The organism is Dactylosporangium sp. CA-092794, from assembly GCF_050948465.1.
GTDB lineage: Bacteria > Actinomycetota > Actinomycetes > Mycobacteriales > Micromonosporaceae > Dactylosporangium.
On sequence record NZ_CP192044.1, the window covers coordinates 11,445,575 to 11,459,214 of the forward strand.

Genomic DNA, 13,640 nt, shown 5'->3' on the forward strand with positions numbered 1-13,640 from the left:
CTCACTCCTCCAGCTCGCGGGTGGTCACCTCGACGCCGTCGACGTACTCGACGATGTTGAGGAACCGCACGGGCTCGTCGCCGCGCGCCTCGATGCCGTGGGACACGCCCGGCGGGGTGCGGACCGCGTCACCGGCGCCGACCGGGATGCGCTCGTCGCCCCACAGCACGTCGGCCTCTCCGGCGGTGAAGAACCACGTCTCGACCTTGCCGGTGTGGACGTGGACCGAGCACCGCTCGCCCGGCTCGACGAGGTACCAGCTGAGCCCGATCCGGCCCGGCTCCGGGCCGGATCCGTGCCAGCGGATCTCACCGCGGACGAGCCCGCCGTGCACACGGGCGCCAGGCGCGCGGCCGTCGTCCGCCGGACTCGGCGGGGGTATCACCGAAGCATCCACATTTGTACCCTTCGAACCAGGTCGATGTGATAACACCAGGCGGGCCGTGTGATCACAACCCGGACCCTAGAACGCCGACCGAAACCGCGTCAAGCTCGAATAACGCCTCAGTAACCCGCTCTTGACACGAACGAAACGGCCGAGTAGACAGCGTGATGTGATAACACATCAAGCGGCGGTCGCCACACCCCACGCGACCAAGGGCGAGGCGGCGTACCTCTACCTCCGCGAGGCGATCCTGGACGGCCGGCTGCGCCCCGGGCAGCGGGTCACGCTGGCCACCCTGGCCCAGGACATGGGGATGAGCCAGATGCCCGTGCGGGAGGCGCTCAAGCAGCTCGCCCGCGAGGGGCTGGTCGTCGTCACGCCGCACACCGAGACGCTGATCGCCCCGTTCGAGCTCGGCGACGTGCAGAACATCTTCGCGGTCAAGGCCAACCTCGAGTCCCTCGCCGCCCGGCTCGCCGCCGGCCGGGTCACCCCGACGCTGCTGGCCGCCCTGGGCGACCTGCACGCCGAGATGGGCGGGGCGATGGCGGTCGAGGACTACGAGACGTTCGCCCGCTGCAACCGCCGCTTCCACGAGGAGATCTTCGAGGCCGCCGGCAATCCGCACCTGCACCGGCTGCTCGAGGAGGTGTGGGCGCAGAGTTTCCGGTTCCGGGCGGGGTACCGCATCATCCCGGGCCGGGCGGCCAAGGCCTACGACGAGCACGAGGTGCTGATCCTGGCGCTGCGCGCCGGCAACGCCGACCTGGCCGAGGTGGCGATGAAGTCGCACATCAGCCGGGCCGGCTCGGACCTCGTCGAGCTGATCGCCGACGGCAAGCTCGACTGGCCGGACCTGGCGGCGGGCCGATGACCGCGGCCGCCACCGTGCTCGTCACCGGCAGCACCGGCGCGATCGGCGCCGCCGTCGTCGACCGGCTGCTGGCCGACGGGTGGCGCGTGGCCGGCGTCGACGCCCGGCCGGCACCCGGCGGCGACCGGCCCGGGCTGCGCGCGGTCACCGCCGACATCACCACCGAGGACGGCCGCGCGAGCGCGCTGGCCGCGGCGCGGGACCTCGGCGCCCTGGCCGGCCTGGTCAACTGCGCCGGCGTCGTGCCGACCGGCCCGGCGCTGGCGGCGAGCGACGCCGAATGGGAACGCGCGTGGCGGATCAACGTGATGGCCGCGTACTCGCTGTCGTGCGCGGTGGCGGACGACCTGACCGCCGCCGGCCACGGCGTGATCGTCAACATCGGGTCGATCGCCGGGGCCCGGCCCAGCCCGAACAACATCGTCTACGCGGCCACCAAGGCCGCGCTGGCCAGCGTCACCGCCACCCTCGCGGTGGTGCTGGCCGATCGCGGCATCCGCGTCAACGCCGTCGCGCCCGGTCTCATCGACACCCCCCTGAGCGACCGGACCGACGAGGTACTGGCCACGTTGAGCGGACGCGACCCGGAAACCGTCGCCCGGGGGCGCACCGCCGCCGTCCCGCTCGGCCGGCGGGGCACGCCCTCCGAGGTCGCCGACGCGGTGGCCTTCCTGCTCAGTAACCGATCCAGCTACATCAGCGGGCAGACGTTGCACGTCAACGGCGGCGCCCACGCGACCACGTGACGTCGATCCCTCAAAGGAGCACTCCCATGAACTCTCGTCCTTCGCTGTCCTTACCGGCCGCCGGGATCGGGCGCCGCCGGCTGCTGCGACTGGCCGGCCTCGGCGCGGCCGGCGCGGCCGCCGCGCCGTTGCTGGCCGCCTGCGGCAACGGTGTGTCCAAGGGGGCGTCCGGCGGCTCGTCGGACGCGCCGCAGTACTCGTGGCGGACCGGCACGATCGTCACCGACACCGACCCGTTCTACCTGTACCTCAAGGCCATGGCCGACGCGGTCCGGGAGAAGACCAGCGGCGCGGTCAAGATCGACGTGTTCCCGAACAGCCAGCTCGGCACCGAGGCCGACGTGTTCAAGCTGATCCAGTCCGGGGCCGTGCAGTTCAACGCGTTCTCGACGGTCACCGTCAACGCCACGATCCCCTCGACGCTGCTGTACAGCCTGCCGTACCTGCTCGACACGAGCGACCCGGCCAAGATGCGGGCCATCTACACCGGCGCCGCGTCCGACGTCCAGCGCGCCGACCTGGCCAAGGCGGGCGTGCACGTGGTCAACTTCGTCAACAACGGCACCCGGCACATCGGCGGCAAGAAGGCCTTCCCGAGCCCGACCGACATGGCCGGCACCAAGATCCGCGTCCCCGGCACCCCGCTGTACCAGGCCATCTTCAAGCAGTTCGGGGCGGTCCCGACACCGCTGGCGATCACCGACGTGTACAGCGCCCTCCAGCAGGGCCTGGTCTCGGCGTTCGAGCAGCCGCTGCCCGGCATCCTGGCCCAGAAGTGGTACGAGATCGCCAAGCAGATCACCCTGGCCGCGTACACGATCACGCCGGTGTTCATCGGGGTCAACCAGACCATCTGGAACGGGCTGCCGAAGAACATCCAGTCCGGCATCGAGGACGCGGTCGAGTCGGCCAGCAAGCAGTTCGACACGGCGACCCTCCCGGCCGCCGAGGCCGACGCCAAGACCAAGCTCGCCGCGGCCGGCGTCACCTTCACCTCGCCCGACCTCAACGCCTGGCGCACCGCCGCCGAGCCGGTGTACTCGCAGTTCGCCGGCCAGGTGGGCGGCATGAGCGTGATCGACCAGGTCCGCGGCGGCGCGAAGTGACCATGCCGGACGACACCGTCGCCGGGCCGGCCGTGCTCGACCAGCCCGACCAGCCGCCACCGCCGGCCGGCCCGGGCGCGGCCGCCCGGGCCTGGACGGCCGGCATCGGCGGGCTGGTGCACGCGGCCGAGGCGCTGATCGTGGTGGCCATCGTCGGGGAGATGGCCGCCACCATCGCCGGGATCATCAGCCGCCACTTCTTCTCGCAGGCGCTGGCCTGGACCGACGACCTGTCCACGGCCTGCCTGTGCCTGATCACCTTCCTCGGCGGCGCGGTGGCCATCCAGCGGGGCCGCGGCATGAGCCTCGACCTGCTGGTACGCCGGCTGCCCGAAGGCACCGCGGCCGTCGTCCGCAGCACCGCGGAGTGGGTGGTGGTCGCCTGCGTCGTGCGGCTGCTCGCCACCGCGCCGGGCTTCCTGCGGACCGCGCAGGCCAACCGCACCGCGAACCTCGGCCTGCCCACCACCGTGTCGGCGATCTGGCTGCCCGTCGGCCTGGCACTGCTGCTGCTGTTCACCCTCGACCGGCTGCGGCGGCTGCCCCCGCGCGCGGTGGCGATCGGCTTCGTGATCGCCGCGGCGGCCTCCGCCGGCATCGTCTGGGTCGGCAAGCTCAACTGGGACGGCGTCCTCGCCGTGCCGCCGCTGGCCGGGATGCTGGTGCTCTTCGCGCTGACCCTCGCGGCCGGTGTACCGATCGGGTTCGTCATCACCGCCGCCGCGCTCACCTTCATCGAGCTCGACGGCACCGTGCCACTGGCCGGCGTACCGGTGGCCATGCAGTCCGGCATCTCCGGCTTCGTGCTGCTGGCCATCCCGTTCTTCATGCTGGCCGGGGTGCTGATGGACGTCGGCGGGCTCGCCTCGCAGCTGATCAACGTGATCCTGCCGATCGTGTCCCGCCTCCCCGGCGGCCTGCTGATCACCCAGGTGTTCGCGGTCTACGTCTTCTCCGGCATCTCCGGATCGAAGACCGCCGACATCGCGGCGATCGGCTCGGCCATGCGCAAACCGTTGCGGGAGGCCGGCTACCCGCCGCAGGAGTCGACCGCGGTGCTGGCGTCGGCCGCGGCGATGAGCGAGACCGTGCCGCCGAGCCTCGCCATCATCATCCTGGCCTCGATCACCACCGTCTCCCCCGGTTCGCTGTTCCTGGCCGGGATCCTGCCGGCGCTGGCGATGGCCATCGTGCTGTCGATCGGCATCCTGATCCGGGGCCGCGGCGGGCGCTACCCGCGCGCCGCCGTCGGGTCGTTCCGCGACGTGCTGCGCGCGCTGCCACCGGCGATCCCGGCGCTGATCCTGCCGGTCATCCTCATCTACGGCATCGTCGCCGGCATCGGCACCTCGACCGAGGTGTCCGCGCTCGCCGCGCTCTACGGCATGATCGTGGTCTCGTTCGGGTACCGTTCGCTCAACCTCGGCCAGCTGTGGCGGGCCTGCGTGGACGCGTCGGTGCTCGGCGGGCTGGTGCTGTTCATCATCTCGGTGGCCACCGTGCTGTCGCAGAGCCTCACCCTGCAGCACGTGCCGCAGCGCATCGCCGACCTGCTGGCCGACCAGGGCAGCGCACCGGTGTTCATGGTGCTCAGCGTCATCACGCTGCTGATCCTCGGCGGCCTGCTGGAGGGCCTGCCGGCGATCGTGGTCTTCGCGCCGCTGCTGCTGCCGGTCGCGGTCGACCTCGGGGTGGATCCGTTGCAGTACGCCGTGGTACTCATCATCGCGATGGGCATCGGCTCGTTCGCACCGCCGCTCGGCGCCGGCCTGTACGTGGCCGCGGCCATCGGCCAGACCACCGTGGAGAAGGTGATGAAACCGGCCGCCGTCTACACCGGCGTGCTGATCGTCGGCCTGGCGATCGTGGCCGCGCTCCCGCAGATCACCCTAGTCGTGCCACACTTCTTCGGACGTTTCTGACAGATAGCCGGACGCTGCGGTCAACGCTCACGCGGCGACGAGGGCGGCGGGCTTACGGACGCCGCCGAGCCGTCACGCTCACGCCGCGACGAGGGCGGGCGCCATCGCGCGGGCGCACAGCTCGCGCGCCCACTGGATGCGCGGCAGCGCGGTCTCGGGCCGGTCGCCGAACGCCTGCGCGGCCCGGGCGTAGCACTCGTCCGGCCCGAGCCGCTCGAGCGTGTCCTCGACGATCCGGCGAACGGCGGCATCGTCGAGGTCCCAGCCACGCGAGACGTCGGAGACGAACAGCGCCATGCTCAGCACCGGGTCGACCGGGTAGGTCGTCGTCATGATGGATCACCTGCTCGAAGCGGGATACGGAACGTTTGAGTCAACGATCGCTCGTACCGATGAGGGACAACCTCGCCGCCAGCGGGATTCTCCGGCTGCGGGTTTCCGCACCCGCGGATACCTGCTGGCGGTCATCCCCGCCGCCCCACGCCTCACCCTCCACCGTCCACCCCCACCGCCACGCCGAACGCGCCGCCCCGCACCCAATCATGACGGCCAAAGTCAGCCACCAGCCCGCAGGGTCCGCGCGAACCGCGACAAAGGCCCGACGGCACGCCACACAGCCCGGCGCAGCCCCGCGCACCGCACCTCGGCGCGGCGCGGTGCGCACCGCGGCCCGGCGCGGCGCGCGCCTCGCATCTCAGTGCGCTGCGAAGCTCGGCGCCGATGGCCGCCGGCGCGGCACAACGGTCATCGACGCCATCTTCCGGGCAGCGCGGGCAGCGCGAACATTTCGGATATTTCGCCTGACAGTGGAAATATCCGGAATGCGCAGCCCTCGGACCGGACACATGTCTCCGTGATCATGCTGCCCGCGGTGACCGCGCACCGGGTTTGCCATGATCACGGAGACTTTCGGTACACGGGTGTACACGATGGCTCCGTGATCATGAAAAACCCTTGGTGTCGGTGGCAGGTAGGCATGATCGCGGAGACTTCTGGCCGCTGCGCGGTGCTCTGCGGCGTGCAGCGCCCGCCGCGTGTGAGGCTTGCATCGCGGATGACGCTCCGGCTCGGGGGATCACCCCGGCACTCACCCCGCATCGCCCGGCGGGGGCAGTAACTTCGGATGTGGGCCTACGAGACGTGCGGGAGAGCCCAACTGGAAGACAGTTGAGCTGAGAGGCTGAATGGCCGAGAGGCCAGCCGGCGATCCCCACTACCTGATCCAGGCAATGCTGGCGAAGGGAAACCGCCTCGTAGGTCTTTTTCGTGCCCGCTGGCTCGCACCGCTTCCGCGACGAGTCCGGCGAACGTGGCACCCGCCCCGCCGGGCGCGCCCGGAGCCAGCCAGCGCAGCGCGTGCAGCGCCGGACGCACCGGCCGATCGGCCGGTTCGAGCGCGTCGACCACCAGCAAGCAGCGGGAACCGGCCGGGAGCTGTGCGCCGCCGAGCACGACCGTCTCCCGCATGACGCGCAGCCAGCCGATGACCTCCGGCTCGCCGCCCCCAGCAGCACCGGCGGGGCGGGCCAGCAGCGCCGTGGTCGCGTCCCAGGCGGCGGCGACCAGCGCGGTCATCAGGGCCGCGATCTCGTCGAGCGTCACGCGCTCGCGGCCGAGTCCCCGCCAGAACAGCAGCTCCTCGAGCACGGTGTCCGGCTGCCCCGAGTCTGCCGTGCGGACCACCTCGGCCGTGGCGGCGTGCAGCAGGGCCATCGGCACGGCGGCCCGGGCGACGGCGTCGGCCTCGAACCGCCCGGCCGTGCGGCACTGCGCCACCACTCGGTGCAGGACCGGCTCGGGCACCCCGAGCACGTCGCCGACCACGGCGGGCACCAGGTCGTCGAGGTGCCGGTGCCGCCCCACCTGCGCCGCGACCCGGCTGCCCCAGACAAGGCGCGCATGGGGCACGGTGCTCGGCCACACCACCCGCAGCAGCGCCCGCACCCTGGGGTCGAGCAGCAGCGCCGCGGCCGGGGCGCCCGCGTCGGGCCGCACCAGCGTCGTGACGTCGGCGAAGGCGCCCGGATCGCAGCACACCTGCCCGACCGCGACGTCTCCGGCGATGATTCGCAGGCCCAGCTGGGGATCCTCGGCACCGATCAGGTTCGCGGCCGGGTCGAACAGCACTCGGGTACCTCCTGTACGCGGTTCGGATTCCTAGTCTATTCGAACATGCGTACGAACGCCAATCAGTTGGCGGCGCCGGCGAGTGCGGGGGTGGCCATCGCCCGGTCGCACAGCTCGCGGGCCCACTGGATGCGGCCCAGGGCGGTCTCGGGCCGGTCGCCGAGGTCTTGGGCGGCGCGGGCGTAGCACTCGTCCGCGCCGAGCCGCGCCAGGGTGGCCTCGACGGTCCGGCGGACCGTGGCGTCGTCGAGGTCCCGGCGGCGCGGCAGATCAGACACGAACAGCGCCATGCTCAGCACCGGGTCGGTGTGCATCGTGGTCATGGAACATCACCTGTTCGAAGAAGCCGGGACAACGGGGTGTTGTTACAACCACCGTCGCTCGTACCGCTGCGGCATACCTCGCGGCCAACCGGATTCCCCGCCTACGGGTTTACGCACCCCCGCATACCTGCTGGCGGTCATCCCCAACCCACCACACCTCACCCCTTCCCAGCGCCGCCGGAGTCACGCCTGCTCGCGGGAGCACCACCAGGTGGTCCGGCCGCCGACCTTGCCGCGGAGCATCGGCGCGCCGCAGCGCGGGCAGGCGAGGCCGGGGCGGCGGGCCGGGACCACCGACAGCGTGTGCACCCCGCCGCCGCCGACCGCCTGGGCGACGGCGGCGCGCAGGCCCCGGTGCAGCCGGTCGACCTCGGCCCGGGACAGCTCGTCCACCGGCCGGGCCGGGTTGATCTTCGCCCGCCACAGCGCCTCGTCGGCCAGCAGGTTGCCGACCCCCGCGACCGCCTCCTGGTCGAGCAGGCGCACCTTCACCGGCGCCGTCCCGCGCGCCATGATCACCCGGAACTGGGCCGGCGTGATCTCGCCGGCGTCCGGGCCCAGCCGCTCGACCGGCGGATCGAGGCGTACCCGGCCGAGCCGGCGCGGATCGACGAGCAGCAGCCGCGTCCCGTCGGAGAAGCGCAGCGCGAACCTGGTGAACCGGTGGTCCCCCTGGGCCCGGCCGCGCTGCCAGTAGTCGCCGCCGTCGGTCTCCCGCCCGTCGGCGTCGGCGAACACCACCTTGCCGGACATGCCGAGGTGGATGCCGAGCACCGGCCCGGGCCCGGAGGTCTCGCACCACATGCTCTTGCCGCGCCGCTCGGCCGTGGTCAGCTGCCGGCCCACCAGCGCGGCCCGGATCTCGCCGGGCCGGTGGGGGCGGCAGACCCAGGTGTCGGCGTCGTCGACGTCGGCGATGGGCCGCCCGAGCGCGTGCCGCTCCAGCACCAAGCGAGCGGACTCCACCTCGGGCAGCTCGGGCATCGGGCGAGCGTAACGGAGCCGGCCCGGCGACCGCACGCGGCGCGGCGGCCGCGACGTGAACGTCCGGCTGCGAGGATGGCGCGGTGAGCGAGCTACCGGTGGCCGCGGTGCTGGATCGGGTCGTCGCGGCCGTGCGCGGCGGCGCGGCCGTGCTCGTCGCGCCGCCCGGGACCGGCAAGACCACGCTCGTGCCGCCCGCGCTCGCCGACGGCATCGACGGGCGGATCGTCGTCGCCGAGCCGCGGCGGATCGCGGCGCGCGCGGCCGCGCGGCGGATGGCGGCGCTGCGCGGGGAGCGGGTCGGGCAGAGCGTGGGCTACTCGGTGCGCGGCGACCGCAAGGTGAGCGCCGCGACCCGGGTGGAGGTGGTCACCACCGGGCTGCTGGTGCAGCGCCTCCTCGCCGATCCCGAGCTGCCCGGCGTCGGCGCGGTCATGATCGACGAGTGCCATGAGCGGCACCTCGACACCGACCTCGCCACCGCGTTCCTGGTCGAGGCGCGCGAGGCGCTGCGGCCCGGCCTCGGGCTGCTGGCCGCCTCGGCGACCGCGGACGTGGAGCGGTTCCGGCGCATCCTCGGCGCCGAGGTGGTGAGCGCCGAGAGCCCGCTGCACCCGATCGAGGTGCGGTGGGTACCGCCGGACCGGCCGCCGCTGACCATGGAGCACGTCGCCCGCACGGTGCGCCGGGCATGGGCGGAGACGGAGCACGACATCCTCGTCTTCCTGCCCGGGGCCGGGGAGATCGAGCAGGTCCGCCGCGGGCTCGCCGGCCTGCCGGCGGTGGCGCTGCACGGCCGGCTGCCCGCAGCCGTGCAGGACGCGGCGCTCACCCCGGCCGGCGGACGCCGGGTGATCCTGTCCACCGCGGTCGCCGAGAGCAGCCTGACCGTGCCCGGCGTGCGGGTCGTGGTCGACGCCGGGCTGGCCCGGGTACCGCGCATCGACCTGGCCCGCGGGCTCGGCTCGCTGGTGACCGTCCGCGCGTCGCGGGCCAGCGCCGCCCAGCGGGCCGGGCGGGCGGCCCGGGAGGGGCCGGGCGTGGTGTACCGGTGCTGGTCCCCCGCCGACGACGAGCGGCGGCCCGCGCAGCCCGAGCCGGAGGTCCGCATCGCCGAGCTGACCGGCTTCGCGCTCGCCCTGGCCTGCTGGGGACGGCCCGACGGGACCGGCCTGGCGCTGCCCGACGCCCCGCCCGACGCCGCGCTGCGGGTGGCCCGGGAGACGCTGCGGGCGCTGGGCGCGGTCGACGAGCGGCTCGTCGTCACCGAGCGCGGGCGGCGCATCGCCCGCGTCGGGGCGCACCCGCGGCTGGCCCGGGCGCTGCTGGACGGCGCGCCGATCGTCGGCGCGCGCAACGCCGCCGAGGTGGTGGCGGTGCTGGCCGAGGAGACGCACCCAAGCGACGACGTGGCCGCGGCCCGGCGGCTGACGGACCGCTGGCGGCCGGAGGCCGACCGGCTGTACCGCATGATCGAGAACCCGGTCGAGCGGAACACGGGCGCGGACCGGGCGGCCGGCATCATCGCCGGGCTGGCGTACCCGGAGCGCATCGCCCGGCGGCGCCGCGACGGCTACCTGATGGCCGGGGGGACCGAGGCCGAGCTGGCCGCCGGCTCGCCGCTGCAGGGCCACCCGTGGCTGGCGATCGCCGAGGCGGACCGGCCGGCCGGGCGGGTCAACGCCCGGATCCGCCTGGCCGCCGCGATCGACGAGGACATCGCCCGTGAGGCCGGGGCCGCGCTGCTGAGCACCGCGGACGAGGCGAGCGCGGCCGGGGTGGACCGGGTCGAGCGGCTCGGCGCGATCGTGCTGTCCCGGCGCCCGGTCGCCGCCGCGCCCGCGGAGCTGGCCGCGGCGGCCCGGCGCGAGCGGCTGCGCCGCGAGGGCGTGCCGTGGAGCCCCCTGCGGCACCGGCTGGCCTTCCTGCATCGGGTGGCCGGCCCGCCGTGGCCCGACGTGAGCGACGCGGCGCTGATCGACGCGCTGGCCGACGGCACCGACCTGCACATGGCGCTGCAGGCACGGCTGCCGTGGCCGGCGGCGAAGGACCTGGACCGGCTGGCGCCCGAGCGGCTAACGGTACCCAGCGGCTCGGCGATCCGGCTGGACTACGCCGACCCGGAGGGCCCGGTGCTGGCGGTGAAGGTCCAGGAGATGTTCGGCCTGCCCGGCACGCCCGAGGTCGGCGGCCGGCCGGTCCTGCTGCACCTGCTGTCCCCGGCCGGGCGCCCGGTGGCGGTCACCCGCGACCTAGCCTCGTTCTGGCGCACCGGCTACACCCGGGTGCGCGCCGAGCTGCGCGGGCGCTATCCGCGCCACCCGTGGCCGGAGGACCCGGCGACCGCGCCCGCGACCCGCCGGGCCAACCCGCGGCGGTAGCCCACGCCCACCCTCCGCCTCACCCGCCCGGGCGCGCGGCGGCCGGGACGCTGGAAGGCAGGAGGAGGGAGGGGGCGTATGCGAGACGACCTGCCCACGCTGGCCGCCGAGGCGTACGGCTACGGCTATCCCCTGCTGCAGGACCTGCACGCCGTCGGCACCGCCACCGCGTTCAACGCGTTCACGCACCAGCGCAGCGTTCCTGGCACGCCCAACGCCAACCCCGACCTGCTGTACTCCATCGCCCAGCTCGACCTGTCCGGCGGCCCGCTGTGGCTGCGCGTGCCCGACACCGGCGGGCGGTACCACGTGGTGCAGTTCGTCGACGCCTGGACCGACAACTTCGCCTACGTCGGCAGCCGCTCCACCCCCGACGGGGAGCGCGAGTTCCTGCTCGTCCCGCCCGGCTGGGCCGGCCGGGAGGCGCCCGGCGCCGAGATCATCCGGGTGCCGACGATGATCGCCACGCTGATCGCCCGGTTCGGCGCCGCGCCGGGCGTGCACGCCCTGCAGGACGCCCTCACGATCGAGCGGATGTACCCGCGCGTGCCCATCGACGGCCTGCCCCAGCCGCAGGCCGGCGTCCCCGACGAGCTGCTGTTCCTGGAGTCGCTGCGGCGCGGCCTGGCCGCCTTCCCCCCGTCCCCGGCCGAGCGGCGCTACCAGCGCCGGTTCGCGCCACTGGGGCTGTCCGACGGCGGCAACTCCCCCTACCCGACGCTGCCGCGCGAGCTGCGCGCCGCGCTGCGCGACGGGCTGGAGCGCGGCCGCGACGCGCTGGAGGAGGCGGCCACCACCGAGCACGCGGAGCTGGTCAACGGCTGGACCAACGACCTGCACGCGTTCGACTACAACCTCGACTACTTCGAGCTCGGCACCCTCGATGCTCCACAGTGGACGGCGCCGGACCGGGAGGCCGCGCACCGGCTGCGCGCGGTCGCGGCCCGCACCCGGCTGTGGGGCAACCACGCCTACGAGGCCGTGTACCCGACCGTGCACAAGGACCGCGACGGCGCCCGGCTGACCGGCGCCCGCGCCTACACGCTGCGCCTGGCCCCGCCCCCGCCGGCGGCGGCCGGCTGGTCGCTGACGATGTACGCCGCCCCGGGCTCCCGGCTGTTCCCCAACGAGCTGGGCCGGCACTCGATCGGCGCGGGCACCCCAGGCCTGCGCCCGGACCCGGACGGCGGGGTGACCATCCGTGTGCAGCACGAGCCCCCCGACGACGAGCCGGGGCGGGCCAACTGGCTGCCCGCCCCGCCCGGCGAGTTCCACCCGGTCCTGCGCGTCTACGCCCCCGGCGAGCCCGTCCTGGGCGGCGAATATCGGCTGCCCCCGCTCGTGCCGATCTAGCACCCTGGGCGTGGCCGTGGCGATGACGGCTGGGTAACCGAATGCACGGGCTACGGTCGATGAACAGCTGGCGTACAACGGATGCTGATTCTCGTGTGAGTGTCGGGCGTACCGCACCATGTCCGGCGTGAGAATCGCGCACTTCTGCGACAGCCACCCGGGCCGCTCGGACGGCGTGGCCACCTCGGTGGCGACCACCGTCTCCCTGCTGCGCGCCGCCGGGCACGAGGTCCAGCTCTACCAGCCCGCACCGCTGCTGCGCGGGCGTGGCGAGCCGTGCGGGGTGCGCTCGGTCCCGGTGCCGGGGCGCAACATCCGCGTCGGCGTGCCGCGCTTCTCCGGCATGCGACCGGTGCCGCACCTGGTGCACGTCCACACGCCCGGGCCGGTCGGCATCGGCGGCCTGCGCTACGCCCAGGTGCACGAGGTGCCGGTGGTGATGACCTGGCACACCGACCTGCTGGCGTATTCGGCCCACTTCATGGAGATCCAGTTCGGCGCCGTGCACGCCGCGCAGCGCCTGGAGCTCGGCTGGACCATGCGCGACTACCTGCGCCTGGCCCGCTCCGGCACCGAGCGGCGGGCCCGGCTGCTGCAACTGGGGCAGGAGTTCATGGACCGCACCGCCGTGGTGATCGCGCCGTCGGCGAAGACCGCGGCCGGGCTCAGCGAGTTCGAGCGGCTCCCGCCGGTGTGGACGGTGCCGACCTCGATCCAGCTGGCCGAGTGCCCGCTGGGCCGGCCCGAGCTGCGCCGCTCGCTGCGCATCCCGGAGGCCGCCCCGGTGGTCCTCGCGGTCGGCCGGGCCACCAAGGAGAAGGACCCGGCCCTGCTGCTGGCCGCGTTCGCCCGGCTGCTGCGCACACTGCCCGGCGCGCGGCTGGTGATGGTGGGCGTGAAGCAGAACCGGCTCAACGTCATCCGGCTGTCCCGGCAGTTCGGCGTCGCCCACGCGGTGCGCCTGGTCCGGCCGGTGCCGCACAGCCGGATGGCGGCGTACTACCGGATGGCCGACGTGCTCGCGTTCGCCTCCACCACCGACACGCAGGGCCTGGTGATGATCGAGGCGGAGGCGGCCGGGCTGCCGGTCGTGCTGGCCGACGCGGCGCTGGCCGCCCGGCCGGGCGGCGCGACGGGCCGGCTGAGCACCACGCCGGACGCCGACTCGTTCGCCGCCGCCCTGGCCCGGGTGCTCACCGACCCGGACCTGCACCGGGAGGTGGCCGAGGCGGGCCGCGCCGCCGCGGACGCCTACTCGGCGGAGCACTACCTCGACCACCTGCTCGCCGCCTACGACTTCGCCCGGACGGGCCAGGCCACCGCGCAGGGCGCGACCAGCGCCGCTCAAGCCGCGGCCGGGGCCGGCCGGGCCGCGGCGGCGGTCACCGTGATCCCGCCCACCGCGGCCGCGAGCAGCGACTTCCCGACATGACCGGTGG

12 protein-coding genes are annotated in these 13,640 nt (G+C 74.2%); 7 read left to right on the forward strand and 5 right to left on the reverse strand.

Annotated elements, in window-relative coordinates; genetic code table 11:
- Nucleotide 1 precedes the first annotated feature (1 nt).
- Nucleotides 2–334: a cupin domain-containing protein gene (locus ACQPXD_RS49460; RefSeq protein WP_432831022.1), complete on the reverse strand. Its 333-nt coding sequence runs from the start codon at nt 332–334 to the stop codon at nt 2–4.
- Nucleotides 335–554: 220 nt separating this feature from the next.
- Here ACQPXD_RS49460 and ACQPXD_RS49465 point away from each other — a divergent pair, with 220 nt between their 5' ends.
- Genes ACQPXD_RS49465 through ACQPXD_RS49480 form a run of 4 tightly spaced genes read left to right on the forward strand, consistent with a single transcriptional unit; the run spans nt 555 to nt 5,033 of the window.
- On the forward strand, nt 555–1,259 hold the full coding sequence (locus ACQPXD_RS49465; protein ID WP_432831024.1) for a GntR family transcriptional regulator: 705 nt from the start codon (nt 555–557) through the stop codon (nt 1,257–1,259).
- Nucleotides 1,256–2,005, forward strand: a complete 750-nt coding sequence (locus ACQPXD_RS49470; protein ID WP_432831026.1) for an SDR family NAD(P)-dependent oxidoreductase — start codon at nt 1,256–1,258, stop codon at nt 2,003–2,005. Before ACQPXD_RS49465 ends, ACQPXD_RS49470 begins: the two co-directional genes overlap by 4 nt.
- Nucleotides 2,006–2,031: 26 nt before the next feature.
- On the forward strand, nt 2,032–3,111 hold the full coding sequence (locus ACQPXD_RS49475; RefSeq protein ID WP_432831028.1) for a TRAP transporter substrate-binding protein: 1,080 nt from the start codon (nt 2,032–2,034) through the stop codon (nt 3,109–3,111).
- Nucleotides 3,112–3,113: 2 nt separating this feature from the next.
- Nucleotides 3,114–5,033: a TRAP transporter large permease subunit gene (locus tag ACQPXD_RS49480; RefSeq protein WP_432831030.1), complete on the forward strand. Its 1,920-nt coding sequence runs from the start codon at nt 3,114–3,116 to the stop codon at nt 5,031–5,033.
- A 78-nt stretch (nt 5,034–5,111) separates the two neighbouring features.
- Here ACQPXD_RS49480 and ACQPXD_RS49485 read toward each other — a convergent pair whose 3' ends face one another.
- From ACQPXD_RS49485 to ACQPXD_RS49500, 4 genes are all read right to left on the reverse strand, one after another.
- Nucleotides 5,112–5,366 (reverse strand): hypothetical protein, encoded by a 255-nt coding sequence (locus ACQPXD_RS49485; RefSeq protein WP_432831032.1) that lies wholly within the window; start codon nt 5,364–5,366, stop codon nt 5,112–5,114.
- Nucleotides 5,367–6,164: 798 nt separating this feature from the next.
- Nucleotides 6,165–7,160 carry a hypothetical protein gene (locus ACQPXD_RS49490; RefSeq protein ID WP_432831034.1) on the reverse strand — a complete coding sequence of 332 codons (996 nt, stop codon included), beginning with the start codon at nt 7,158–7,160 and terminating at the stop codon, nt 6,165–6,167.
- Between the two features lie 62 nt (nt 7,161–7,222).
- On the reverse strand, nt 7,223–7,483 hold the full coding sequence (locus tag ACQPXD_RS49495; protein ID WP_432831036.1) for a hypothetical protein: 261 nt from the start codon (nt 7,481–7,483) through the stop codon (nt 7,223–7,225).
- Nucleotides 7,484–7,666: 183 nt separating this feature from the next.
- The gene (locus tag ACQPXD_RS49500) at nt 7,667–8,467 is read right to left on the reverse strand and encodes an Fpg/Nei family DNA glycosylase (protein WP_432831038.1); all 801 of its coding nucleotides are present in this window, start codon (nt 8,465–8,467) and stop codon (nt 7,667–7,669) included.
- Nucleotides 8,468–8,550: 83 nt separating this feature from the next.
- Between ACQPXD_RS49500 and hrpB the strand changes: the two genes are divergently transcribed.
- From hrpB to ACQPXD_RS49515, 3 genes are all read left to right on the forward strand, one after another.
- Nucleotides 8,551–10,848, forward strand: a complete 2,298-nt coding sequence (hrpB, locus tag ACQPXD_RS49505; protein WP_432831040.1) for an ATP-dependent helicase HrpB — start codon at nt 8,551–8,553, stop codon at nt 10,846–10,848.
- A gap of 78 nt (nt 10,849–10,926) precedes the next feature.
- On the forward strand, nt 10,927–12,201 hold the full coding sequence (locus ACQPXD_RS49510) for a DUF1254 domain-containing protein (protein ID WP_432831042.1): 1,275 nt from the start codon (nt 10,927–10,929) through the stop codon (nt 12,199–12,201).
- Nucleotides 12,202–12,328: 127 nt separating this feature from the next.
- The gene (locus ACQPXD_RS49515; protein WP_432831044.1) at nt 12,329–13,633 is read left to right on the forward strand and encodes a glycosyltransferase; all 1,305 of its coding nucleotides are present in this window, start codon (nt 12,329–12,331) and stop codon (nt 13,631–13,633) included.
- Nucleotides 13,634–13,640: the final 7 nt, after the last annotated feature.